The 23,023-nt window shown below is 53.6% G+C and carries 20 protein-coding genes; 15 read left to right on the top strand and 5 right to left on the bottom strand.

The annotated features are described in order from the left end of the window. The first annotated feature begins 146 nt into the window (after positions 1–146). Both GOX73_RS19645 and GOX73_RS19640 read left to right on the top strand, forming a co-directional pair. On the top strand, positions 147–818 hold the full coding sequence (locus GOX73_RS19645; protein ID WP_348540164.1) for a hypothetical protein: 672 nt from the start codon (positions 147–149) through the stop codon (positions 816–818). A 227-nt stretch (positions 819–1,045) separates the two neighbouring features. Beyond that, positions 1,046–1,558 (top strand): hypothetical protein, encoded by a 513-nt coding sequence (locus GOX73_RS19640; RefSeq protein ID WP_171126981.1) that lies wholly within the window; start codon positions 1,046–1,048, stop codon positions 1,556–1,558. Between the two features lie 62 nt (positions 1,559–1,620). Here GOX73_RS19640 and GOX73_RS19635 read toward each other — a convergent pair whose 3' ends face one another. The 4 genes from GOX73_RS19635 to GOX73_RS19620 form a co-directional block, all read right to left on the bottom strand. Further along, complete coding sequence (locus GOX73_RS19635) at positions 1,621–2,625, bottom strand: AraC family transcriptional regulator (protein WP_171126980.1); 1,005 nt, start codon at positions 2,623–2,625, stop codon at positions 1,621–1,623. A gap of 160 nt (positions 2,626–2,785) precedes the next feature. Continuing rightward, entirely contained in the window at positions 2,786–3,316 is a 531-nt protein-coding gene (locus GOX73_RS19630; protein ID WP_171126979.1) for an outer membrane protein, read from the bottom strand. 9 nt (positions 3,317–3,325) lie between these two features. Continuing rightward, positions 3,326–3,808, bottom strand: a complete 483-nt coding sequence (locus GOX73_RS19625) for a hypothetical protein (protein WP_171126978.1) — start codon at positions 3,806–3,808, stop codon at positions 3,326–3,328. Positions 3,809–3,944: 136 nt separating this feature from the next. Beyond that, on the bottom strand, positions 3,945–4,859 hold the full coding sequence (locus GOX73_RS19620; protein ID WP_171126977.1) for a helix-turn-helix domain-containing protein: 915 nt from the start codon (positions 4,857–4,859) through the stop codon (positions 3,945–3,947). Between the two features lie 146 nt (positions 4,860–5,005). Here GOX73_RS19620 and GOX73_RS19615 point away from each other — a divergent pair, with 146 nt between their 5' ends. The 10 genes from GOX73_RS19615 to GOX73_RS19570 all read left to right on the top strand — a co-directional run bounded on the left by GOX73_RS19615 (position 5,006) and on the right by GOX73_RS19570 (position 18,039). Beyond that, the gene (locus tag GOX73_RS19615; RefSeq protein WP_171126976.1) at positions 5,006–6,748 is read left to right on the top strand and encodes an amidohydrolase; all 1,743 of its coding nucleotides are present in this window, start codon (positions 5,006–5,008) and stop codon (positions 6,746–6,748) included. A 162-nt stretch (positions 6,749–6,910) separates the two neighbouring features. Next, positions 6,911–7,342, top strand: coding sequence for a putative quinol monooxygenase (locus tag GOX73_RS19610; RefSeq protein ID WP_170481709.1), 432 nt, complete (start codon positions 6,911–6,913; stop codon positions 7,340–7,342). A gap of 52 nt (positions 7,343–7,394) precedes the next feature. Further along, entirely contained in the window at positions 7,395–8,222 is an 828-nt protein-coding gene (locus GOX73_RS19605; RefSeq protein ID WP_171126975.1) for a hypothetical protein, read from the top strand. 154 nt (positions 8,223–8,376) lie between these two features. After that, positions 8,377–9,168, top strand: a complete 792-nt coding sequence (locus tag GOX73_RS19600; protein WP_171126974.1) for a DUF3299 domain-containing protein — start codon at positions 8,377–8,379, stop codon at positions 9,166–9,168. A gap of 311 nt (positions 9,169–9,479) precedes the next feature. Further along, a complete protein-coding gene (locus GOX73_RS19595; protein WP_254429261.1) occupies positions 9,480–10,463 on the top strand; it encodes an SDR family oxidoreductase in 984 nt (327 codons plus the stop codon). 372 nt (positions 10,464–10,835) lie between these two features. Continuing rightward, positions 10,836–11,618 (top strand): DeoR/GlpR family DNA-binding transcription regulator, encoded by a 783-nt coding sequence (locus GOX73_RS19590; protein ID WP_171126973.1) that lies wholly within the window; start codon positions 10,836–10,838, stop codon positions 11,616–11,618. A 77-nt stretch (positions 11,619–11,695) separates the two neighbouring features. Further along, complete coding sequence (locus GOX73_RS19585; protein ID WP_171126972.1) at positions 11,696–13,384, top strand: Na/Pi cotransporter family protein; 1,689 nt, start codon at positions 11,696–11,698, stop codon at positions 13,382–13,384. Positions 13,385–13,741: 357 nt separating this feature from the next. Then, positions 13,742–14,764, top strand: a complete 1,023-nt coding sequence (locus tag GOX73_RS19580) for a putative 2-aminoethylphosphonate ABC transporter substrate-binding protein (RefSeq protein ID WP_171126971.1) — start codon at positions 13,742–13,744, stop codon at positions 14,762–14,764. Positions 14,765–14,899: 135 nt separating this feature from the next. Next, complete coding sequence (locus GOX73_RS19575) at positions 14,900–16,030, top strand: putative 2-aminoethylphosphonate ABC transporter ATP-binding protein (RefSeq protein WP_371808672.1); 1,131 nt, start codon at positions 14,900–14,902, stop codon at positions 16,028–16,030. Next, positions 16,030–18,039 carry a putative 2-aminoethylphosphonate ABC transporter permease subunit gene (locus tag GOX73_RS19570; protein WP_171135068.1) on the top strand — a complete coding sequence of 670 codons (2,010 nt, stop codon included), beginning with the start codon at positions 16,030–16,032 and terminating at the stop codon, positions 18,037–18,039. The genes GOX73_RS19575 and GOX73_RS19570 overlap by 1 nt, the downstream gene beginning before the upstream one ends. Before the next feature lie 33 nt (positions 18,040–18,072). Here the strand turns inward: GOX73_RS19570 and GOX73_RS19565 are convergent, their stop codons facing one another. Beyond that, entirely contained in the window at positions 18,073–18,963 is an 891-nt protein-coding gene (locus tag GOX73_RS19565) for a LysR substrate-binding domain-containing protein (protein ID WP_171126969.1), read from the bottom strand. Positions 18,964–19,079: 116 nt separating this feature from the next. Here GOX73_RS19565 and GOX73_RS19560 point away from each other — a divergent pair, with 116 nt between their 5' ends. Genes GOX73_RS19560 through phnY form a run of 3 tightly spaced genes read left to right on the top strand, consistent with a single transcriptional unit; the run spans position 19,080 to position 22,995 of the window. Further along, complete coding sequence (locus tag GOX73_RS19560) at positions 19,080–20,267, top strand: 2-aminoethylphosphonate--pyruvate transaminase (RefSeq protein WP_171126968.1); 1,188 nt, start codon at positions 19,080–19,082, stop codon at positions 20,265–20,267. Between the two features lie 19 nt (positions 20,268–20,286). Continuing rightward, complete coding sequence (gene phnA, locus GOX73_RS19555; protein WP_171126967.1) at positions 20,287–21,534, top strand: phosphonoacetate hydrolase; 1,248 nt, start codon at positions 20,287–20,289, stop codon at positions 21,532–21,534. 18 nt (positions 21,535–21,552) lie between these two features. Beyond that, the gene (gene phnY / locus GOX73_RS19550; protein WP_254429260.1) at positions 21,553–22,995 is read left to right on the top strand and encodes a phosphonoacetaldehyde dehydrogenase; all 1,443 of its coding nucleotides are present in this window, start codon (positions 21,553–21,555) and stop codon (positions 22,993–22,995) included. Positions 22,996–23,023 lie beyond the last annotated feature (28 nt).

Below are 23,023 nucleotides of genomic sequence, written 5' to 3'. Positions count from 1 at the left end.
CAGTTTTGAGTATTGCTGCCACGCCAAACGAAACAATGTCCTCTTTTTCTTTTCTGAGGGCGACTGGCGATACAAAAAGCCTTAGATCAACCCAGCTCCGAGGCGGGTATCACCCACTCGAAAATGGCCTATATCTTGAAGGGCTTGTGGCTTATCAGAAATACAACCCGGTGCTTTTCTTTCCAGAAATTGCACCTGGTGTCGATGTAGATGTAACCTGGGCAAGCGTGGCGGCAACCTTCGGTGTAGGCTGGGAATTTCCGTTAAAAAATGACTGGCGCATTCGTCCGGTCGGGCATGTATCACTCGGCCACGTTACGGCTGATGCTTCAATTATCGACTTCCCGTTGCTTCCAGTCAATTCGGGGTCTGCGGATTCAGTTGACGGAAACCTGAATGCACTGGGACTAGGGGCATCTGTCGCCGTATTCAAGGAAGCACAAATTGGCCTTTGGCAGGCAGAATACCGATTGCGCCAAACGTTTCTAGAGTTTCACCCAATTGACGAACCACAGGCCGGTGGGGCCAAGGCCAGCTCCAACCAAACGACGCTATTTTCTCGCCATCGCTATCCTTTGAAGGATGTCAGGTTCTTCAACTTGGCCACTCTCCTCGTTCTGGACGCTGGGCTGGTATATTATCATGGGGATGCCGCAAAGGTTCTGGACACTGATTGGTTGGCAACTGCCGGCGTCGGCATCGAGATTGACACAAGCCGAGTTGGTATTCCATCGGTGCAAGCCGGGCGGATCATGCTGAATGGTGTAATCGCCGAGGATTTTGACGGATTTTCCATAGGCTTGGGCCTCAGGTTTTAGCGTCGCGCTCAACTTCGAGCTAAAGATAATGTTCGGACGTAAGATTCCCTGATGGAATCCAAATCTATAAATCTTGTAAATTTTTTGCGATTTACCTCAGCTTGGCAGATAAAACGAAAATTTTGGCTCATTTTCGAATGAGGAACCGGATCGCCACCTCCAATATTGGATCACAGTACCTTTTAAGGTGCGTTGCCAATTGCAGATACAAAGTCGGAGCGTCAGTCATGAAGACCGAAGCGATCAGTGCCGTTGAAGTAATCAGCATGCATTTGAACAGACATTATGAAGCCGACCAACGCGCAGATGCCGTGGTCGAAATGCTTCTTGAAAATGAAATCTCCAACTGGGACTTTTGGCCCTTGTTGCAAATCTTGTGGGGTGGGTTTGAAAAAATCGACCACACTATGTTTGTTCACGCTATGGGAGCAGAAAAACGTAAGTCAAGTTGGACACCTACCGCTGAGTGGCGCCTGCTTCCCATGGAAATTTCGATATTTCGCGGGCAAAGTCTTGGTAAAGAAGTTGGACTATCTTGGACAACCAGCTTTGACGCTGCATTGGATTATGCGACCAGGTTTGGTTGTCTTACAAACAAAACTCCGGTCATTCTCGAAACCAAAATTTCAAAACATGCAGTGGCTCTGGTCATCGATGATTGCGACCAGAACGAATTTGTTTTGTGGAAAGCGCCGCAGATTTCAGACTGCGCGATCACCCCGGTTCCGTCGATTCACTAACCTGTAAGGGGTGCGCCCCAATCGTGCCCCGAAAACTAATGTAGACGGCAATACAGGGCCTTTCAGGTTTTTTGCAGTTGAAACTGCCGCGGTGTTAAACCTGTCCAGCGCTTGAAGGCAGTTGAGAATGCCGCCTGTCCCGCAAAGTCCAGATAAAACGCAATCTCACCTATTGTGAAGCCGTCTTTCAGATATGTTTGGGCAAGATCGCACCGGATGTCATCGACAATTTGGCGAAATTTCAAACCTTGCTCGCTTAGACGCCGCGATAGTGATCGCGAGCTGAGCCCCAGATCGGTTGCTACCTGTTGTAGATTTGGAATCCGCCCCGGCAGTTCGTTCAGCAATAGGGCTTCGACCCTATTGCGGATGCCCGACTTTCGGCCCACCCTCTCTTTCAACAGGTTGTCCCCGTAATCAGTTAGATGCTTTTTAAGAGCCGGGTCGTAGCTTGGAATTGGCAGATCAAGAGATGAAAGCGGTAAGATAACTTCTGTTCTTTCGGAGCCAAAGGAAATGGCGCAGCCAGCGGCTTTTTGTATTTCGGGCCCTGCGGATTTGACTACATGCTGAAACCGAACCTCTAATGGGTAGAGTTGGGTTTTTGTGATAATGCGCACCAGAGAGATCGCCGAGAAGATAAGAAACTCGGTCCTCCTGTGAAATTTAGTGAGACCTCCGTCAACGATTTGCAGCTGAAGGGAGGCATGATTTCCCGATACAACAAGGGAATAGCCAATTGTGTCATCAATCAAAGCGCCATAATATGATGCATTTTCAATCGCTTCTCTTAGATTTTGTGAATACTTTAAGATGTACCAAACGATGTCTCGCGGTGAATTGAAATCCAATCCGGCGATCGTAGCAAAGGCTGGCATCTTTAGGTGATCGCAAGCCAGGCGGACAAACTGACCTTCTTTGTAAGGGTCAATGAGTTTCGAAGGCTCACTCAGATCGCTGCGCGTCAAACCGGAGTCCTGTAAAGCGTTTTTAAAGGCACGGGCATCTGACAGCCGTTCCTCGAACATCCTGGCAAAATGCCGTAGCCATGCGTTATCGACGCCCATGAGCATTTCCCTTTAAGTGCGCAGCGGTCCTGATGCGGGATAATACTCGATTGTTTGTGGGCGGCAATTCGTGTGCCACTTGACGACGCTCTTACATTGCTAAACCCCGGCTAATACATTTCTTGCGATTTGCCGGGGTCAGGTTGTGCTGGGCTGAGCGTCAGAAGCGGTAGTTGACCCCAAACGTAGCAGTTGTCGATTCCAGGTCGAACTCACCATCGGAATTGTCAAACCTTTCTTGTGTGATCTCACCAAATATCGAAACGCCGTCAGATAATCGGTGTTCCAGTCCGGCACCAATTGAAGAACCCCAACGGTCATTAACGTCTCCGCCCCAGACGTATGCGGGCCCGGCGGTCACGTAGGCCAAGGTGTTGCCAAAGGCATATCCTCCACGCAGCCTGATACGCGTGAGTGTGTCTGGATCGCCGCAATCACAGGCGAAGTTTAGATGGTTGGCGTCGATTGCGATGCCCCCCACCCAGTTTGAGGCTTCCCAATCTCGCCCGAGTTGAAATCCGATAAGACCATTGTCATGGCTTAAGCCATTTTCAAGCTCTCCATAGCCGAACTTGATGCCGATGTAGCTGTTGTTCCAATCGGCGGCCATGGCCGGCGCGGTGAATGCTGCAAGAATAATTGTCAGAATTGCAGCTGGTATGCGGTGTTTATGATTGTATTTTGCGGACATCGGTTTGCCTCACTGAACAGCATGGTTGAAAGGGGAAGAAGGCGAGTTTGCGTACAAAGGAAAGACAAGATGCTGATCCTTCGATGCTTCCAACTTCCGCTTTTTCGACGAATGTTCTCTTTTTACCTGCTCCACCGCGTCATCAAGTTTCGAGGATTCTGAACTGGTGAGGTCCAGTAGATAATCCGATATTTCCGGGAGCACCTTGTACCAGCTGGGGTATTCCAACGAGAATTGTGCGAAAATACTCATCGTGAACTTGAACAGTCGCTCAGAGCTGAGTTCGCGGGATTCACGCGCAGCCCAAAGCAGGGTTTCCTTCATTGCGTTTTCGAAGGCGACTTGCGCAGTAAAAGTACCGTTAAGTTCGATACGGATTTGATATTCGCGCGCCCGCTTCAATTCTGCGGCCCGCATAACCAGATTTTGAGCTGCTGCGGTTGTTGAGGGATAGAGAGCCCGCAGCGTAACAAGTTTCTTGTAGTTGGACATCTGATTGCTCCACTCTTCGTTTCTGCAATTCAGATATCGGTACAGAGTGGAGCAATTAGCAGGTAATTTACGGTATTATAACAGTTTGAAGAGGCGCTAATAGTTTGATAACTAAGATCTTTCTTTTTTCTGCGAGTCAGGATCGCTTAACTGTGTCAATCGGCGACTCTCCAAAGAACCGACGATAGGCAACAGATGTTCGACCAAAGTGATTGAAGCCTGCTTCCCCAACAAGTTTAGACACGACACCTTTCTCATATGGCGTATTTAGAAGCAGCGATCTGAGGCGATGCAATCGAATAAGTGTCTGAAATTTACCCGGACCAAGCCCTATCTGTTTTTCGAACGCAGCGTATAGCGACCGCCTGGGCACCCCAAGCAAGCGACAAAGTTCCTGAATAGTTATTCCGGCATTGTTATCGTCCATCAGAAGCGCTTCCGCGGCAGTGACGATTTTCCAATGGCCATGATCCGATTTGCTGAAAACCTCTTCACGACCCGAACAGAAAAGGGCATCGCCCATCAGGCGTTCAAGCTCTTGGGCAAGTGCATTGAACACAGGATTTGGATTGGTTGCGGATTTCGACTGACCCAGGATCAAGCAAGTTTCCAAAGAGCGTATATAGCTGTTCAGGGCGTCAGATTTTGTCAGCCGAATGGGTGCCTCGAAATCTGCCCACCCACGTTGTTCGGCAACTGCCCGAGGTACCTCCAACATATAGATTTGAGTCCCAGTCTCGACCACGTAATCAAACTCTGTTGGCCCGAGACCCTGCCAGCAAACAATAAATGGGGTTTGGTACAAAAGCCCTTGAAAACGGACTGGATCTCCGTTCGGAAGAAAAAGTCCGTAGTAGATTGTGTCGTGGTACTGAATTTCCTGGTACCGCACGCGAGAGCGCAAAGACTCAATATGTATGCCCACATCTGCAAACTTAGCGCTTTGCCAAGTCAGTCGTGGTCCCTGCGGGCAAAGCGCGGTCGCGTTGAACTCCACGTCATTATAGACGGGCAAGTCTTCAATCGAGCGGATCTCGGCGCTCTGGTACATGACACCTCTGACTGTTCATCCCATTCCTGCGAGATGAATTCTAATATTCATAATAGTTTGCACAAATCGGATAGCCAACTTCAAACTCAGAATGCACTGTTAATCGCAAATATCTGAATACCTGTTTAAACTTCTCGGAGTTAATCATGAAAAAGCTTTCGTTCTCTATTGTAGCGCTACTGGTTTCCTCAACGGCTCTGTACGCGCAGGCAGCAGACCTGGTTTTTACCAACGCTTCAGTTCTTACCATGAATGATGATGCGCCAACCGCGCAGGCCGTAGCCGTCACAGGCAACGAGATTACCTACGTTGGCGACATCGCTGGAGCCGATGCTTTGATCGACGACAACACCGAGGTTTTAGACCTTGGAGGCGACACGCTGTTGCCGGGCTTTGTCTCGGGACACGATCACATCGTCGCATCAGGTTGGACGTCACGTGGTGTCAGTCTATTCGGCATTGAGACCCTTGAAGAGGCATTGGCCACGATCAAGGAATACGCCGAAGCGAACCCCGATGAAGATTTGATCCTGGGCTATGGGTTCAATCAGGTTGCCTACGGGGGCTGGCCGACAAAGGAAGATTTGGATTCAGTAGTTTCTGATCGCCCTGCCTTCATCCTTGACTTCACCATCCACGATATCTGGATGAACTCCAAGGCCTTCGAAGCGGGGCAGGTCAGCCCTGACGAAGAAGATCAGGTGCCGGGCGTGATGTTTTGGCAGCGTGACGCGGAAGGAAATCAGACTGGAATTGGCATCGAGTTCCAATGGGCGGCGGCGTTCAGAAATGCGGGCGCTTGGGACCCGGCGGGTGAAATTCCCGACATTCAGAAGAACCTTTACGATCAGGCCGTCAAAACAGGGATAACGGCCGTTCACATACCCCTGATGGCCATGCCAACGGTCACCGATCTGTCGCTTGTGAAGGAAGACGAGAAACTGGTCCTTTCCCATTTGCACGAGCTCGAAAAGAAAGACGAACTTTCGATCCGCACTTTCGTCGCCACCGGATTCAAGGACCCAACCGCAACTGCTGACGACATCGTTCAACACACGCTTGATCTGCGAGAGCAATACGACAGCGACATGCTGCGCATCTGGGGCATCAAGATCCATCCAGAGGGGAACTGGAGTTCAAAAACCGCCTGGATGTTGGACGATTACGCCGATGGGTCAGGAACGCGTGGTGCGGCAGCCATTGAAGGCCCGATGATAACATCGGTGTACCTGCAAGCGAACCAAAACGGACTTCCGGTGGGCACCCATGTCGATGGATCTCAGACAGTACGTAATACTGTCGAAGCAATTATGACCGCACGCGGCGCCGGCTATGACGTCCCTAACAATCTGCTACACCACTATTTTTGGGTAACGGATCAGGATCATGAGACCGTTATCGAAAACGATATCATGGTAAACACAACGCCGCTCTTTCATATCGATTGGGAGGCGCAGGACGTAAATGCCCTGGAATTGTTGGGTCGAGCCAAAGTCGAAGCAATTTTTGCCCGCTATTCCTCGCTGATGGCTTTGGGGCATAACGTATCGATCTCCTCGGACGTACCATCGGCACCGATTGATTTGATCGGTCCGCTCCTAAATGTTGAAATTGCGATGACGCTGCAAGACCCGCTAAACCCGGACAGCAAGCCGTTCCCGTTATCCCGAAAGCCGGCCTCATTGGAAGAGTCGCTGAAGGCAGTCACAATCTATCCTGCTGCGCAGCAGGCGATGCAGGATAAGATCGGTTCAATCGAAGTGGGCAAGTATGCTGACCTCGTCGTTCTCGATCAGGACATTACCGCCGTCGAACCACGTGAAATCTCGAACATCAAGGTGCTGGGCACGCTGATGGACGGTCGGTTCACTCATCGCGATGGGATCTGACAATGTGATGGCGGTCAGCGTGTCATTGTAGCGCTGTCCGCTCCTACGGGCTTTCTGAATTGGGCTCACTTGGTGGAATTACGGACGTTCCTGAGCCCTTGGGGTGTATCAATCGGAATTCAGATCATCAGAAATAACCCGTACTATTGAATGGAGGCTGAATTGAACTTTCGACCCCATATCACGGTCTTGGGGCTGATCGCAACTCTGGCGACAGCAACTGCTGCGTTCGCGGAAGAAGTGGCTTTTATTGCAATCCTGAAAGTGCCTGATGAAAACGCACAGGCCTTCGATACCCTTGCCAAGGAAATGGTCGTGGCGTCTGCCACGGATGACGGGCTTTTGGTTTATGAGTTCGCCCGGGTAGGTGAAACGGTATATGGCTATGAACGCTACGTTGATGCCGCGGCCCACGCACGACATGAGACACTTATCGAACCGTTTCTACCAAAATTGGTGGAACTTGCGCAGTTTGAACGGATTGTCACCCTTTCACCTCTCTCAGATGGCCATCAAGAGCTCTTTGAAAGCATTGGCGCAGAGATTGGTCGACCAATTGCAGGCGTAGCACAGGATCGTCCCCAACAGCCCTAAGCCTTAGGACGTAGATCAGGGGAACACTAAGATAGATCAAAGGGGATTGTTCATGACAAATCGGGTTTTCATCGTTGCCGCGCTCCTGACCGGAGTTCTGCTTGCGCATCCGGATCATGTGTTCGCCTGTGACGCAGCGTGTCAGGCCGCGCGAAAGGCGGCAAACCCGCTCGCGGACACGAAGGCTTTGATAACAGACAATACAATCGCATTCAGGACCGGAACCAATGACGACGACAGTTATAACTTTCAGCTACAGCCGGTTTACTCGATTCCATTGGAGAATGCCTCGCTTGTGCTGCGGGGGATCATTCCCATTCAGGGTGTTCAACCAGGTGCGGTGCTGCCGCCCGGTATAGTCGACCCTTCTCCTGACGACGATCTGACCTGGGGCATCGGTGATTCAACAGTGCAGGCGTTTTATGCACCGACGCCAGGAGCAAGCGGGATTGCATTGGGATATGGGTTACAGGTTTCCATGCCGACCCACACGAATGACGCACTGGCCGGTGCAGGCTGGGGTGCTGGACCTGCGTTCGTGGTATTCGGGCAGGCAGGGGAACTTTCCTGGGGTGCCGTCGTCGCCCATATGTGGGGTGAAGACGATTTCAGCGTAAGTATCCTTCAACCCATTCTGAACTATGGGCTGGGTGAGGGTTGGTACGTTGGGTACAATAATGTCATCTCCTACAACTGGAATGCCCCGGGAAGTGACGAAGCATGGGCCGTTCCGCTGGGTTTGACTGCGGGCAAGACCTCGATCATCAACGAAGCCAAAGGAACGGCTATGGATGTGAGCTTGGGATACTATGTTCTAGAGCGTAGACCTGAAGGCGGTCCGAACAGGCAAGTCAAAATTGGCCTTTCATTCTTTTTCTGATTGGCTGCAGAAATGCTGGAACTGAATACGGATCAGAGACCAAAGCGATAAAGCGGACAAAGCTGCAATTTGTGGTTTGCCCAAAGATATGAAGGGCCGGCTCGCATTAATGCATGGTGAAGAAACGATGACTGTATGTAACCGGAACGCTGACATGATACGCACCGTACTTACCCTTTTTGCATGCCTTTCAATTACGATATGCCCTCAGATCAGCCTAGCGGAATTTGCTCAGAATACGCCTGAATCTTCAGTTGGACGCGCCCCTTCGGGGGCTCCAAGGATCAATCTCGATACACGCGCAATTGATGCCTCGGCATTCTCGGGTGTTTCTGGCTTAAGCGAAACTACTCAGAAACACTTGGCCGTAAGTTGGAAAGAACTTTTACCTCCGCTTACATCGCTTGAAACTCCGTTCGCATCACTGTCGGCACCACAACTAGAAGCCATGCGAACACATGTGCGCTGGCAGACGTCCAGCGCACATAAGCGTTCAGATGAGACCTTTATTGCGGAACACGATGCAGCAACCGCCTTTCTCGCAAAACACAAGATTGATGTGGAAAACCTCATGCGAGAGCGCCGAAAGATCATTGCCCAAAACAACGTAAATGGTCGCGGCCCGAACCCTCATATTCTTGGCAAGACGATAATGATCCCAGGTTACATTGTCCCACTCACGCTCGAAGGCGGTATGGTTACCGAGTTTCTTCTTGTGCCGGTTGCCGGATCTTGCGTTCACACGCCTTCACCGCCCCCAAATCAGATCATTCATGTCGCTTATTCGAAGGGTGTCGAGTTCAGATCAATTTTTGACGCGTTTTGGGTCGAAGGTGAGATAAACGCACAAGAACGGCTTAGTGATGTTTCTTTTTATGATGGTGCAGCGATAGTGGTTTCCAACTACAGCCTCGATGCACGTGCCGTTCTTCAGTTCGATGGCTAAGTATTGGACATCTACGAAGGGTTTGAGGAAGTTACTGCTGAACCGTTCAGTCAACATCTTGCGATTTAGTGAGCGATTTCGGGGTGTAAGCTGATGGATTGGATGCCCCTCCTGCCGGTTAATATTGATCCGGAGCACCCAATGCGGGTCGCGATAGGGAGGAATAACCGATGGAAAACATACACATCTTAGGCATAGATTTGGCCAAGCGCTCGTTCGCTATCTGTGTTGCAACCAAGTAGAAATGTCACTGGTTCGCGAGTGACTACCAAGCCTATTTTGACCGCGCGTGCGATAAGACATTGCAGCGCTTGCCACTCAATCCACATTGGGCGGTCAGCACCACTGGCAACATTCGCAGCTTTGGCCCAAATCTGAAGCGCGCCAATATTTCTGCCGATGTTGCGTGCACAACCGCCAAAACCCTGCTCTATGCAGACAAAACCGGTGGTTGGCAGGGTCTCAGCGAAGCTGATCTGCGCGGGCTGGAATATTGGGAGTTAGAGCAAGCCAAGCTGAAAAAGCAACCAAAAGGCCCGGAGCTGACGGGCAAGATCGCGGTAGTCACGGGAGCCGCTACTGGCATTGGTCGGGCCATTGCGCAAAAGCTGCACGCCGCGGGCGCGGTCGTAGTCGGTTTTGACATCAACCCTGCAATTGCCGAAGTGCTTTCTGCATCGGGGCTGGAAGGGGTTGTTGTGGATGCGACGGACGCCTCTTCTGTTAAAGATGCGCTGGCGCGCGTCGCGCGCTCTTACGGGGGCCTCGACATCCTTATTTCGAACGCGGGCATATTTACTGCCGGCGCACATGTTGAAGACATGAACGACGACAACTGGTCGCGTTCGATGCGGGTCAATCAGGACGCGCACATGATCCTTGCGCGCGCCGCGATTCCCTACCTGCGCCATGGCTTCGATCCGTCGATTTTGTTCATGGCGTCGCGAAATGTGCCTGCACCCGGAGCCGGAGCGGTAGCCTATTCCGTCGCCAAGGCAGGTCAGACGCAGCTTATGCGGGTTCTTGCGCTGGAATTGGCCGAAGCGGGGATCACGGTAAACGCGCTGCACCCGGATGCAGTTTTCGATACGGACCTTTGGACCGATGAAGCGTTGGATCGATCCGCGAAACGCTATGGTCTTTCGGTCGAAGCCTACAAGACCCGCAACCTCATGAAAGCTGAAATTACCTCGGATCATGTTGCCAAGGCTGCGCTAAGTCTGGTCGGGGAGGGATTTCGTAGGACCACCGGTGCCCAAATACCGTTGGACGGGGGGAACGACCGGGTGATTTGATCGCTTTTTCACGGCCAAGTCGCGGCCGCGTTGAGCAAAAGCGGGCAAACTGACTCAGTGTTGTATGATCGACCGATACGTCCCGCTTGGCTTTGATTTCTTCAAGATCGCCGCACGAGACGCCGAATCGAATGTAGAAAACACAACGAACAGGATAACACCGTTCGGGTGCCCCGCGCTTTTGAAGGCGATCGCGAGCAGACTTTCCAATTGTCGACACGAAAGTCAAGGAACCATCGCTTGTGCGTATGGTCGCAAGGGTCAGTGAGGAAATATCCTCATTTTTGTGGAATATTTTGCCAAAAGCGACAGAATTGTGTATTTATGTTAGGATCGGTGCAAGTGTTTGTGGATTGATGGCGGTGTTTGGATATGGCGGCTCAGAAAAAGGTACTCTCTCCCAGAGAATTGCAGCTGACAGGCGCTCTGCGCCAGTTGGGTGGTCACGCACGCAACATCGAGCTGGCAGAAGTGCTGAGTGTTTCGGAAGAAACCATTCGACGTACCATTAAGTCGCTTTCCAAGTTGGGCATCGTAGAACGAAATCATGGGGTGGTACGTTTACTGGAAGAACAGGGTGAAATCGGTTTTTTCCAGCGCTTAGGCGCGTTCACCAATGAAAAACTCAAGGTTGCAAAGACGCTTTCCCCCCTGGTGCCGAACGGCGCAACTGTGTTTATGGACGTCGGCAGCACGACAGTCTTCGTGGCCGAAGCCCTTAGAGTCAAAAGAAACCTGCTGGTTGTCACCAATTCGATGAATGTTGCGCACAAACTTCTCGAACATAACGGGAATCGTGTGTTCGTGCTTGGCGGTGAAATGAGGAAAGACGAAATGGGGACTTTCGGCTTTGTCGCTGAAGCTCAGGCGCGCCGCTATACCTATGACATCGCCATCCTGAGCCCGGATGGCTTGGATTCCAAATTTGGGTTTCAGTACCAAAGCGCAGTCGAGAGCGAGCTGGCTTCGGTTGTTGTCGAGCGGAGCAGTTCGACGACGGTCGCCATGGTCCACCAGAAATTCGAAACAACTGGACCACATCAGAGTTTTGAGCCGCAGTCCGTGGACCAATTGGTGACGGATGCTGCGCCTGGAAAGAAACTGGCAGCAAGTCTTGCGCGCTGGGAAATCAAAACTTTCGTAGACCCGGAATAACATCACCCCAGCAAGGTGCGGGCCTAAACTGACGATGCTTTGCAATACGCAAGCGAAATGAATGCGTGGACTGAAGAATGGCGATATTGACTTTCATAATGCAACTTGCGGGCGCGACAATGCTTCTGCTTTTTGCGGTTCGGATGGTTCGCACCGGGATCGAGCGAAGCTATGGCGCCTCGTTCCAAAGAGTTCTTACACGCAACAATGGTGTTTTGGGCGCAAGCTTTACCGGCTTAGTACTTGCGGTGGTTTTGCAAAGCTCGGCGGCTGTCGCGCTGCTTGCTTCCGGTTTCGCCGCCGGTGGGTACCTGTCGTTTTCCGCTGGTCTGGCCATCGTGTTGGGTGGTGATTTGGGCTCGGCGCTTGTTATTCAGATTCTGTCTTTTCGGCTGGACTGGCTGGTACCACTTTTGCTGGCCGTCGGGGGTTGGCTGTTTGTCAAGACAGAACGCAAGAAACCGCGCCAGATCGGGCGCATCCTTATGGGCGTTGCGTTCATACTGATTTCTCTGCGCTTTCTCCGCGAGGCTATGGACCCGATCCGCGACAGCGCCTTTCTGCCTGCAATCGCTGATTACCTTGTTCGTGACTATGTGACGGCCTTTCTGGTTGGTGGTGCGTTGGCATTTGTCATGCACAGCTCGGTGGCGGCAATCCTGATGTGTGTGACACTGGTACAGATCGGAGCGCTGCCATTTGCTGCTGGTTTGTCGCTGGTCTTGGGGGCCAATCTTGGCAGCGCGCTCATCCCAGTTTGGTTGACCCGAGGGATGGAGGTCAGCGCCAGGCGCATTCCTTTTGCCAATCTGCTGTTGCGCGGGGCCTGGGCCGTTTTATGTCTGTTTGCCGCCAACCTGGCGATACGATCGGGTTTGCTTGGTTCAGACTACCATGGTCAGATGTTGGTCGGAGCGCATCTGGCTTTTAATGCCGTATTGCTTGTTTTGGCGCTGCCATTTTGCAGGGTGCTTCAGGCGCCTTTCGAAAGATTGCTCCCCGAGGCCAAACCCATGGTCGAGGCGGACCCGATGGGTCGACCAGTCAGCGCACTTGATGCTTCGGCCTCAGAAAATCCCATGCTGGCCGTTTCCGCTTTGAAGCGGGAACTGCTGAGGATGACAGACCTGGTGCAAATGATGTTCACCCCTTTGCTTGAACTCTATCGTTCCGGGACTGAAGAACAGATCAAGGCTGTTCAGGATGTCGACCTGGAAGTCAATCAATGCCTGACAGACATCCGCGCTTTCGTGGCCGCTCTTCCTGCTGACAAGATGGATTCCAAAAGCTCGGATATTGCGAGGGATGTCCTGGAGTACGCGGTTCGTCTGGAAACTGCCGGAGATGTGGTTGCAAAACGCCTTACGGTCCTTGCGTTGGAACTCCGGGAATCCGGGAAACAGTTTTCGCGTGAAGGCTGGGCGGAACTGCAGGCAATACACGAAAAGATTCTGGCAAACATAAAGCTGGCGAGCAATGTGATCATCTCGGAAGATCTGGAAAGTGCGCGTTTGTTGAATTCTGAAAAAACCGAGATCAAGCGCGCCGAACGAGATAGCCGAAAACGCCATTTTCGACGTTTGCAGAACGGTGCGGTTGACAGTTTTGAAACCAGTGACGTTCATCTGGAGACTTTGCGGGCTTTGCGCGAATTCAACAGCCACGTCGCCGCCATATCTACGCCAATTCTTTATTCCAGCGGACAGCTTCTGGAAACGCGCTTGATCGAAACTCTACCCGCACGCGACCACAAAACGAGTGCTTGAACACAGTCTTTAGGACCAAAGTTCTGAACCCGCGACTGCCGCACGCCTAAGGCGCGCGAGCCTTTGAGCACATCTCGAAAAATGGCAGTCGATAATACGCATACGCTGCTTGGATGGGGCGATTTTTTAGGTGCCCGGACAGTTGAATGGCATATTTGCCCAAATTTTCGGCGGAATGGCCAGATGCCGCTACATTTCCCGCGCGCTTGAAATACATAAATATTTTTTATGATGTAGTAGAAATTATCGACTTTTCTTGTTCTAGATTTCTGTCAACATTATCCGCGCCGAGAACAGGTAATGGAAGCGCCACGCAAGAATGGTGCCTACGTCAAAATCTACACAACAGAGGAAGACATGAAAAAAAATACGTCCAAGTTCGTCGCCACTGTCGCGGGCGCCCTGATCGCCACCGCCGCCGCTGCCGAAACTGAATTGACTGTCTATACTGCGGTTGAAGCAGAAGATTTGGCCCGCTATGCCGAAGAATTCAACGCGGTTCACCCAGATATCAAGATCAATTGGGTACGGGATTCCACAGGCATTATTACCGCCAAGCTGCTGGCCGAGCGCGACAACCCACAGGCTGATGTGGTCTGGGGTCTGGCCGCTACATCGCTGCTGCTGCTGAAATCCGAAGACATGCTAGAACCCTATGCACCAGTTGGTGTTGAAAAGCTGGATCCCAAATTTGTCGACAGCGGCGATGTTCCCAGTTGGGTGGGTATGGACGCTTGGGTCGCCTCGGTCTGCTACAATACGGTCGAGGCCGAAAAGGCGGGCCTGACGCCGCCGACATCGTGGAAAGATCTGACCGACGCACAGTATCAGGGTCATGTCATCATGCCGAACCCGAACTCGTCTGGGACCGGATTCCTCGACGTTTCAAGCTGGTTGCAGTTGTTCGGTGAAGAAGGTGGCTGGGAATACATGGACGCGCTGCATGGGAACATTGCGCGTTATACCCACTCTGGTTCAAAGCCGTGCAAGCTGGCCGCCGCCGGTGAGATTCCGATCGGGATTTCGTTTGCGTTCCGCGGTGCCAAATCCAAGGCCGCGGGCGCGCCACTGGAAATCATCGTGCCAAGCGAAGGCGTTGGCTGGGATATGGAAGCGACCGCGATTGTTGCCGGGACGGCCAATCAGGAAGCAGCACAGAAACTTGTTGATTTCTCGGTCACCAAAGAAGCCAACGAAATGTACAACGTGGGCTATGCCGTTGTCGCAATGCCGGGCGTTGCCAAACCGGTTGAACACTTCCCCGACGGTTTGTTGGACGCGATGATCGAGAATGACTTTGAGTTCGCAGCCAATAATCGCGCCGCTATCCTGAAAGAATGGCAGTCGCGCTATGATGGTAAGTCCGAGCCCAAAGAATAACCACTCAAGCCGGAGGGGCTTAATGCCCCTCCGTCCGCTGGATACGCCTCCCCTAATAATTCATATGACCGACGCGGCGAATTTCTGGCCATTCTTGCGTCATGGCTGCTGCGCAAAGCTCAAGGACCACTCCCCGTGCTCAAGAAAACCTCTCCCGGTGATCTCTATCTGAGTATCCAAGACCTCTGGAAAGCGTTTGGCGAATTTCTGGCCCTCCGGGATATCTCGCTGGACATCAACGAAGGCGAATTCATCTGTTTTCTGGGCCCTTCCGGTTGCGGCAAGACAACCCTGCTGCGCGCGATCGCAGGTCTGGACCTGCAAACCAAGGGTACTGTGATGCAGGATGGCAAGGATGTCTCGAACCTGCCCCCGTCCGAGCGCGATTTTGGCATTGTGTTCCAGTCCTACGCGCTGTTTCCGAACCTGACGATCGAAAAGAACATTGCATTTGGGCTAGAAAACACTGGCCGCAGCAAATCAGAAATTGCAGTGCGCGTGGCTGAACTGCTGAACCTCGTGGGTCTGCCGGATCAGGGCAGCAAATACCCAGCCCAGCTTTCGGGTGGACAGCAACAGCGGATTGCGCTTGCGCGCGCCATTGCCACCAATCCTGGTCTGTTGCTGTTGGATGAGCCGCTGTCGGCGCTTGATGCCAAGGTCCGTGTACATTTGCGGCACGAGATCAAGGAACTGCAGCGTAAGCTGGGCGTGACCACCGTGATGGTGACACACGACCAGGAAGAGGCGCTGGCCATGGCTGACCGGATCGTTGTCATGAACCATGGCGTGATCGAGCAGGTTGGCACTCCGACCGAGATCTACCGCCACCCAGCCAACCTGTTCGTGGCCGATTTTATTGGTGAAATGAACCAGCTACCCGCCGTCGCGGGCGATGCCGAGACGTTGGAATTGGGCGGTTCAATACTGAAATGCGAGCCGCACAGCCTGCAGAAAGGCAACCGGATCGTCGCGGCCGTTCGCCCCGAGGATATCATTCCGCATGGCGAAGGCGCGCGTTCACCGGACGCGCCGGACGTCATCACAACGCCAGAAAATGCGTTTGAGGTGTTGATCACTGAAATGGAGTTCCTCGGTTCGTTCTGGCGCTGCCGCCTGTCGCATCAGACTTTCGGTGCGAGGGAGCTGATCGGTGACTTCTCGATCAATGCGGTCCGTCGTCTGGGTCTTGAAGCGGGCGAGCAGATGATGATCGAACTGCCCCGCAACCGTCTGATGGCCTTCACGCCGGCGGAGGAGGGCTGATGACTGACACCACCTCTCTCCCCGCTGGCCCGCTGATCAAGGGCAAGCTGAGCCGCGACGACCTCATCATGCGCGGTGGCATGATGGTCATCGCCCTGTACCTGGTCGTGACGCTGGCGTTTCCGCTTTGGGCGATGCTGTCCAAGTCGTTCTCGACCTATCGGATAGAGCTGTCGCAATACGAGTTTCAGGTCAGTGACGACAACGGTGTGTTCAGTGGAACCATCCTGAACGGCACCCAATTGAATACGGAAACCGGGGCCTATACCGATCAGGAACTTTCGACCGGCTCTGACGGGCGGCTGTCGGTTACGCCATTCTTCCCCGATTTCAGTTTCCGTAGCCCGGTGATGTATAGAATCCGAAACACGGTGCCCGATGGTCGGTTCCTGATCGGGTCGAACCTGCAGAAAGGCACAGACTGGGTCGTGCTTGATTCGAATACCTTCCGGCGCGTGCAACTGCGCCCGGTAAAAGCGACTGGTATAGAAAACTTCGCCAACTATTTCTCGACGCCGGCGTTGTTCAACTCGGTCAAGAACTCGATATGGATTGCGATCGTAAGCACGATCATAACCGTCACGCTGGCCTTTTGGTTTGCCTATGCGCTGAACCGCAGCTGTATGCGGTTCAAGGGCATGTTCCGGCTGGTCGCCATGGCTCCGATCCTTGTTCCCTCGCTGTTGCCTGGCATCGCACTGGTTTATCTGTTTGGCAATCAGGGGATGCTGAAAGAGCTGTTGTTTGGGGCAAGTATCTACGGCCCCATCGGCATCGTCATCGGCTCGGTCTTCTTCACTTTCCCACATGCTTTCCTGATCATATCGACGGCTTTGGCAATCTCAGACGCTCGACTATATGAGGCCGCGTCGAGTCTTCGCTCAACCCCTTGGCGTACCTTCTGGACCGTGACCATTCCGGGTGCGCGCTATGGCCTGATCTCGGCGGCTTTTGTTGTGTTCAACCTTGTGATCACCGACTTTGGCCTGCCGAAGGTAATCGGTGGTCAGTTCAACGTTCTGGCAGTGGATATCTACAAGCAGGTGATCGGCCAACAAAACTTTGAAATGGGCGCTGTCGTCTCGGTTGTTCTGGTGGTTCCGGCTATTCTGGCATTTGCCATCGACCGTCTGGTGCAGTCGAAACAGGTGGCGCTGCTGTCGGCGCGTTCGGTGCCGTATCGGCCGAAATCCAACCCGAAAACCGATCGCATCATGCTGATCTATTGCAGCATGGTTGCCCTGTTTATCGTTGGAATGCTGGCGGTTTGCCAATTCGCCGCGCTGATCAAGTTCTGGCCATATGACCTGAGCCTGAGCCTGAACAACTATCAGTTCGACAAGATGGATGGCGGTGGCTGGGGGTCGTACTTCAACTCGATCAAGATGGCGCTGTTGACGGCGGTGATCGGCACCTCGATCATTTTCTTCGGTGCTTATCTGGTGGAAAAGTCAAACGGCTTCAAAACCGGGCGGGCGCTGTTCCAGATGTTTGCCATGTTGCCGATGGCGATCCCCGGAATGGTGCTGGGTCTGGCTTATATCTTCTTCTTCAACAACCCCTCGAACCCGCTAAACGCGATCTACGGTACGATGGCCATCCTTGTAATCTGCTCGGTAACCCACTTTTATACCGTGTCGCACCTGACGGCGGTGACTGCTCTCAAGCAGATGGATACAGAGTTTGAATCTGTTTCGGCTTCGCTCAAGCAGCCAACTATGAAGCTGTTCGCGCGGGTGACGGTGCCGGTATGTCTGCCTGCGATCCTGGATATCTCGATCTATCTGTTCGTCAACGCGATGACGACGGTGTCGGCGGTGGTGTTCCTGTATTCGCCCAAGACGACGCTGGCCTCAATTGCGGTGCTGAATATGGATGATGCGGGAGATATCGCACCTGCTGCCGCGATGGGAATGATGATCTTCTACACCAATGCGGCGGCCCGAATCCTGCACCTGATTGCATCAAAAGGCATTCTGAGCCGCACTCAAGCCTGGCGCAGCCGCTGAGCCCGGGCCAGATTTTCCAACCTCCGGGGCTGCTTACACCGCTTCAGAGGTTGGCTTTGTCGCCTGTACGCGCTTGACGAAATCCATAAACGTGCGGATGACTTTGACCTCTTGGCGTTGTGAGAGGTAGATCATACTTTCACCCATACGCAGGTCCACGTCCTTGAGTTCAATCTGCCTGAGGCGATCATCGCGGCCAAATTCGGCTTGGGAGACAAATCCGATCCCGGCGCCAGATGCGACCAGTTCGCGTACCGCCTCGCGTCCTTCGGCCACAATAGCCGGATTTAGTTTCGTCTTTCTTCTTTCAGCTTCTTCTTCCAGTTTCTGGCGAGTTTTTGAGCCGCTTTCTCGAAACACCAATGGCAAAGTGTCCAGCTCGTTGAATCTTAAACTGGTCGTGGCCTTTGGTAACAATTCACGGTTAGCGAAGGCTATGATGCTCGACTCACCCAAATTCAAAAGCGTCATGTCATTGCCAGGAGAGGGGCTGCCGACGATACCGATTTCGGCGTTATAGGCCCTAAGCTCGTCCAGGACTTCGTTGGTGTTGCCAGATCTCACAGTAAGCTTGATCAAAGGAAATGCGGCCCGGAAAGGCCCAAGGAAATCGGTTAGATGGTGTGCCGAGTCCGCGATGATGCGAAGCTCGCCTTCTACAGCGGCCTTGGATTCAGACAGGTAATCTTCGATCTGAGTCTCAATCTCAAAGTACTGTTTGGTGTATCGGAACAAACGTTCGCCCTGAGGCGTTAGAAAAACGCGTTTGCGTTCACGTTGAAACAGCAACAGGTCGTGTTCCTGCTCCAACCTGCGTACCTGTTCCGAAACAGCCGGCTGGGTCAGAAACAGGACTTCGGCTGCACGGGAAAACCCACCGTGCAAGGCCACATAATGAAACGCTCTCAGCTGGCTATGTCGCATTTTTCCCTTCCTGATTTTCCATAAGTTCTACCTATGATCAGATTGATTTTAGCGATTTTACATATGGAAATTCGTGATGCAAATGTAGTCCTAAGATGACCTCCCGGAGCGCCAAAATGATCCAATCAGATCCAAAAATCCCGTCGCCGAAACTGGGCGAACCATTTCTTCTGACGCCAGGTCCATTGACGACATCTTATGCTGTAAAACAAGCGATGCTGCGCGATTGGGGGAGCTGGGATGATGATTTCCGCGCCATGACTCGTGACATGCGCACCCGGTTGCTTGCCTTGCTTGGCGAAGGCGGTGACGCCTATGATTGTGTGCCGATGCAAGGCAGTGGCAGTTTTTCCGTTGAGGCGATGTTGGCATCGTTCATCCCGCGGGAAAGCAAGACACTGGTTCTTGCGAACGGGGCTTATGGCCAGCGCTCGGCGCAGACGCTGGAATACCTCGGACGTGATCATCTGGTTCTAGACAAGGGCGATTACCTGCCTCCGCGCGGTTCGGAAGTGGCCGAAATCCTCGCCAACGATCCGGCTATCACCCACGTGGTCGCGATCCATTGCGAGACTTCCTCGGGCATTCTGAACCCGGTCGAAGAGATTTCCGAGGCGGTCTATGCGGCGGGCCGGAAGCTGCTGATCGATTCGATGTCTGCCTTTGGCGCTATTGAACTGAAGCCGTCAGAAATCCGGTATGAGGCGATGGTGTCCTCGGCTAACAAATGCATCGAAGGCGTGCCTGGCTTTGGCTTTATCATCGCCCGGAAGGATGAGTTGGAGGCCGCAAAGGGCAACAGCCACTCGCTGTCGCTGGATGTACATGCGCAATGGGCGCATATGGAAAAGACCGGCCAGTGGCGGTTTACTCCGCCGACCCACGTGGTTGCCGCCTTCCTCGAAGCACTTAGGGCGCACGAGGCCGAAGGTGGTGTTGCAGGACGCGGTGCGCGTTACGCGAAAAACCGCGACGTGATGGTTGCAGGTATGCGCGAGCTTGGGTTCGAGACGCTGCTTCAGAACCGCTGGCTAAGCCCGATCATTGTGACGTTTTTCTGCCCCGCGGACGAAAAGTTCGTGTTCTCGCGCTTCTACGATCTGATGAAGGACAAAGGCTTTATCATCTATCCGGGCAAGTTGACGGTTGTGGACAGTTTCCGCGTCGGCTGCATCGGGCAGATGGACGAGCAAGTTATGCGGCAGGTTGTTGCTGCTGCCAAGGAAACTCTGGCCGAGATGGGGGTCGCCAGCGCGGCTCCTCCGGCACTCGCACTTAAAGAACGCGCCAAGTTGGCTGCATAAGAAACAAGGACACCCCTAAATGACTATTCAAACCCCCGTGACGGCGAATGAGCGCGTTTACCCGGCCCCCAAAGTCCCTGCCATTGCCATCTGTCTGGACGGGTGCGAGCCGGAATATCTGGATGTAGCCATCGCCAAAGGGCTGATGCCGACGCTCAAGCGTATCCGTGAAACCGGCACCGACCGGCTGGCGCATTCGGTGATCCCGTCCTTCACCAACCCCAACAACCTGTCGATCGCCACCGGTCGCCCGCCCATCGTGCATGGGATTTGCGGCAACTTCCTTTATGACCCGGAAACTGGTGAAGAGGTGATGATGAACGATGTGCGCTTCTTGCGTGCGCCAACCATCTTCTCGCAGTTTTATGAGGCGGGTTATCGCGTCGCAATGGTCACCGCCAAGGACAAGCTGCGCGCGCTGCTGGGGGCTGGCCTGAAGTTTGACGAAGACCGCGCTGTTGCCTTCTCGGCTGAACGCTCGGGTGAGACCACCAATGCAGAACACGGCATCGACAATGCCAGCGCTTGGCTGGGGATGCCGGTTCCGGAAGTGTATTCCGCCGAGTTGTCGGAATTTGTCTTTGCCGCCGGTGTGAAGCTGCTCAAAGAGATGCGCCCGGACGTGATGTACCTGTCGACCACCGACTATGTGCAGCACAAGTTCGCCCCGGAAGACCAGGGTGCGCTGGATTTCTACGCCATGTTTGACAAGTATCTGGCGCAGTTGGACGAAATGGGTGCCGCCATTGTTGTGACCGCCGACCACGGCATGAAGGCCAAGCACGAACCGACCTCGAAAGAGCCGTCGGTCATCTATATGCAGGACGTGTTTGACGACTGGCTGGGTGAGGGCAAGGCCCGTGTAATCCTGCCGATCACCGATCCGTATGTGGTCCATCACGGGGCGTTGGGATCGTTTGCCACGGTCTACCTGCCCGAAGGTGCCGACCGTGCAGAGGTCAAGGCCAACGTGGCTGCTCTTCCTGAGATGATGGAAGTACTGACCAAGGAAGAGGCGGTTGCCAAATACGAACTGCCCGCCGACCGCATCGGGGATCTGACTATGGTCTGCACCGGAGGGATGACCATCGGCACCTCGGCGGACCGGCACGATCTGGCGGCCCTGGGCGAGCCGCTGCGCAGTCATGGTGGCTTGACCGAGCAGGAAGTGCCCTTCATCGTCAATCGCGTGATTGATCTGGGCAACGCGCCCGATCTGCGCAACTTTGATGCGTTTTTCTACGCCACGACAGCGGCGGCCCAGTAAGCCATGAAAGATCAACCGATGACCGAGATCAGAAATGAGGGGATGCGCATCGGCGGCGAGATCGTCTTTACCGACGAGACGGTGCCCGTTCTCTATCCTTACACCAACGAAGTGATCGGCCATGTCCCTGCGGGCAAGGCCGAGCACGCCCGCAAGGCGTTCGAGATTGCGGCGAATTACGAATCCAAGCTCACCCGGTACGAACGCAGTCAGATCCTGCAACGCGCCGGAGAGTTGATCGGCGAGCGGCGCGAATACCTCGCCAAATGGCTGGTGCTGGAGTTGGGCATTTGCCACCAGCACGCGATCTACGAGACCAAACGCGCGCAGGATGTCTATCAGTTCGCCGCCGCCGAGGCGCTGAAGGATGATGGCGAGATCTTCTCGTGCGACCTGACCCACAATGGCAAGGATCGCAAGATCTTCACTACCCGCGAACCCGTAGGCGCGATCAGTGCGATCACGCCCTTTAACCACCCGCTGAATATGGTCAGTCACAAGATCGCGCCATCGATTGCCACCAACAACTGTATGGTCTGCAAACCGACTGAACTGACGCCGATGACCTGTCTGACATTGGCTGACATCTTGTATGAGGCCGGTCTGCCGCCCGAGATGTTCCAGGTGGTCACCGGCTGGCCGCAGGATATCGGTGACGAGATGATCACCAATGACAAGATCGACATCATCACCTTCACCGGCGGGGTTCCGGTCGGCAAGATGATCGCGGCCAAGGCGGTCTACAAACGCCAGGCGCTGGAATTGGGGGGTAATGATCCCCTGATCGTGCTGAACGATTTGACCGATGCCGATCTGGACAAGGCCGCGACCATTGCCGTGGCCGGTGCCACCGGCAATTCGGGCCAGCGCTGCACCGCGATCAAGCGCATTCTGGTTCAGAACAGTGTGGCGGACAAGTTTGTTCCGCTGGTGTTGGAAAAGGCCAAGAAGATCAAGTTCGGCGACCCCCAGGACCCCGAGACTGAGCTGGGCTGCGTGATCCATGACAAGGCGGCGGAACTGTTTGAGAACCGCGTCTACATGGCCGAAAAAGAGGGTGCTGAAATCCTTTATCACCCCGGTCGTCAGGGCGCGCTGCTGCCGCCCATCGTGGTCGATAAAGTGCCCCATGACAGCGAGCTGGTGATGGAGGAAACCTTCGGCCCCATCATTCCCATCGTCCGCGTACCCGACGATGATGATCAGGTGATGGCGATCTCGAACTCGACCGAGTTCGGCTTGTCGTCTGGCGTCTGCACCAACGACCTGAACCGTGCGATTGCCTATATCAACGGCCTCGACGTTGGCACCTGCAATATCTGGGAACAACCCGGCTACCGCATCGAAATGTCCCCCTTCGGCGGCATTAAGGACAGCGGCAACGGCGTGAAAGAAGGCGTGATCGAAGCGATGAAGTTCTTCACCAACGTCAAAACCTATTCGCTGCCGTGGCCAAGGTGAGGGAATAAGAGAAACCAGAAATTCTCCC

The organism is Ruegeria sp. HKCCD7221, from assembly GCF_013031225.1.
In the GTDB taxonomy this organism is placed as follows: domain Bacteria; phylum Pseudomonadota; class Alphaproteobacteria; order Rhodobacterales; family Rhodobacteraceae; genus Ruegeria.
The sequence above is the reverse complement of the archived record's forward strand: the minus strand, read 5'-3'. Positions and strand labels throughout refer to the sequence as shown.

Excerpts from the sequence above, each read along its gene's own strand:
- phnA (WP_171126967.1), top strand. The coding sequence starts at position 20,287 with ATGACTATTCAAACCCCCGTGACGGCGAATGAGCGCGTTTACCCGGCC.
- phnY (WP_254429260.1), top strand. The coding sequence starts at position 21,553 with ATGACCGAGATCAGAAATGAGGGGATGCGCATCGGCGGCGAGATCGTC.
- GOX73_RS19570 (WP_171135068.1), top strand. The coding sequence starts at position 16,030 with ATGACTGACACCACCTCTCTCCCCGCTGGCCCGCTGATCAAGGGCAAG.
- GOX73_RS19560 (WP_171126968.1), top strand. The coding sequence starts at position 19,080 with ATGATCCAATCAGATCCAAAAATCCCGTCGCCGAAACTGGGCGAACCA.
- GOX73_RS19640 (WP_171126981.1), top strand. The coding sequence starts at position 1,046 with ATGAAGACCGAAGCGATCAGTGCCGTTGAAGTAATCAGCATGCATTTG.
- GOX73_RS19600 (WP_171126974.1), top strand. The coding sequence starts at position 8,377 with ATGATACGCACCGTACTTACCCTTTTTGCATGCCTTTCAATTACGATA.
- GOX73_RS19630 (WP_171126979.1), bottom strand. The coding sequence starts at position 3,316 with ATGTCCGCAAAATACAATCATAAACACCGCATACCAGCTGCAATTCTG.
- GOX73_RS19620 (WP_171126977.1), bottom strand. The coding sequence starts at position 4,859 with ATGTACCAGAGCGCCGAGATCCGCTCGATTGAAGACTTGCCCGTCTAT.
- GOX73_RS19605 (WP_171126975.1), top strand. The coding sequence starts at position 7,395 with ATGACAAATCGGGTTTTCATCGTTGCCGCGCTCCTGACCGGAGTTCTG.
- GOX73_RS19635 (WP_171126980.1), bottom strand. The coding sequence starts at position 2,625 with ATGGGCGTCGATAACGCATGGCTACGGCATTTTGCCAGGATGTTCGAG.
- GOX73_RS19625 (WP_171126978.1), bottom strand. The coding sequence starts at position 3,808 with ATGTCCAACTACAAGAAACTTGTTACGCTGCGGGCTCTCTATCCCTCA.
- GOX73_RS19585 (WP_171126972.1), top strand. The coding sequence starts at position 11,696 with ATGGCGATATTGACTTTCATAATGCAACTTGCGGGCGCGACAATGCTT.
- GOX73_RS19590 (WP_171126973.1), top strand. The coding sequence starts at position 10,836 with ATGGCGGCTCAGAAAAAGGTACTCTCTCCCAGAGAATTGCAGCTGACA.
- GOX73_RS19615 (WP_171126976.1), top strand. The coding sequence starts at position 5,006 with ATGAAAAAGCTTTCGTTCTCTATTGTAGCGCTACTGGTTTCCTCAACG.
- GOX73_RS19580 (WP_171126971.1), top strand. The coding sequence starts at position 13,742 with ATGAAAAAAAATACGTCCAAGTTCGTCGCCACTGTCGCGGGCGCCCTG.
- GOX73_RS19565 (WP_171126969.1), bottom strand. The coding sequence starts at position 18,963 with ATGCGACATAGCCAGCTGAGAGCGTTTCATTATGTGGCCTTGCACGGT.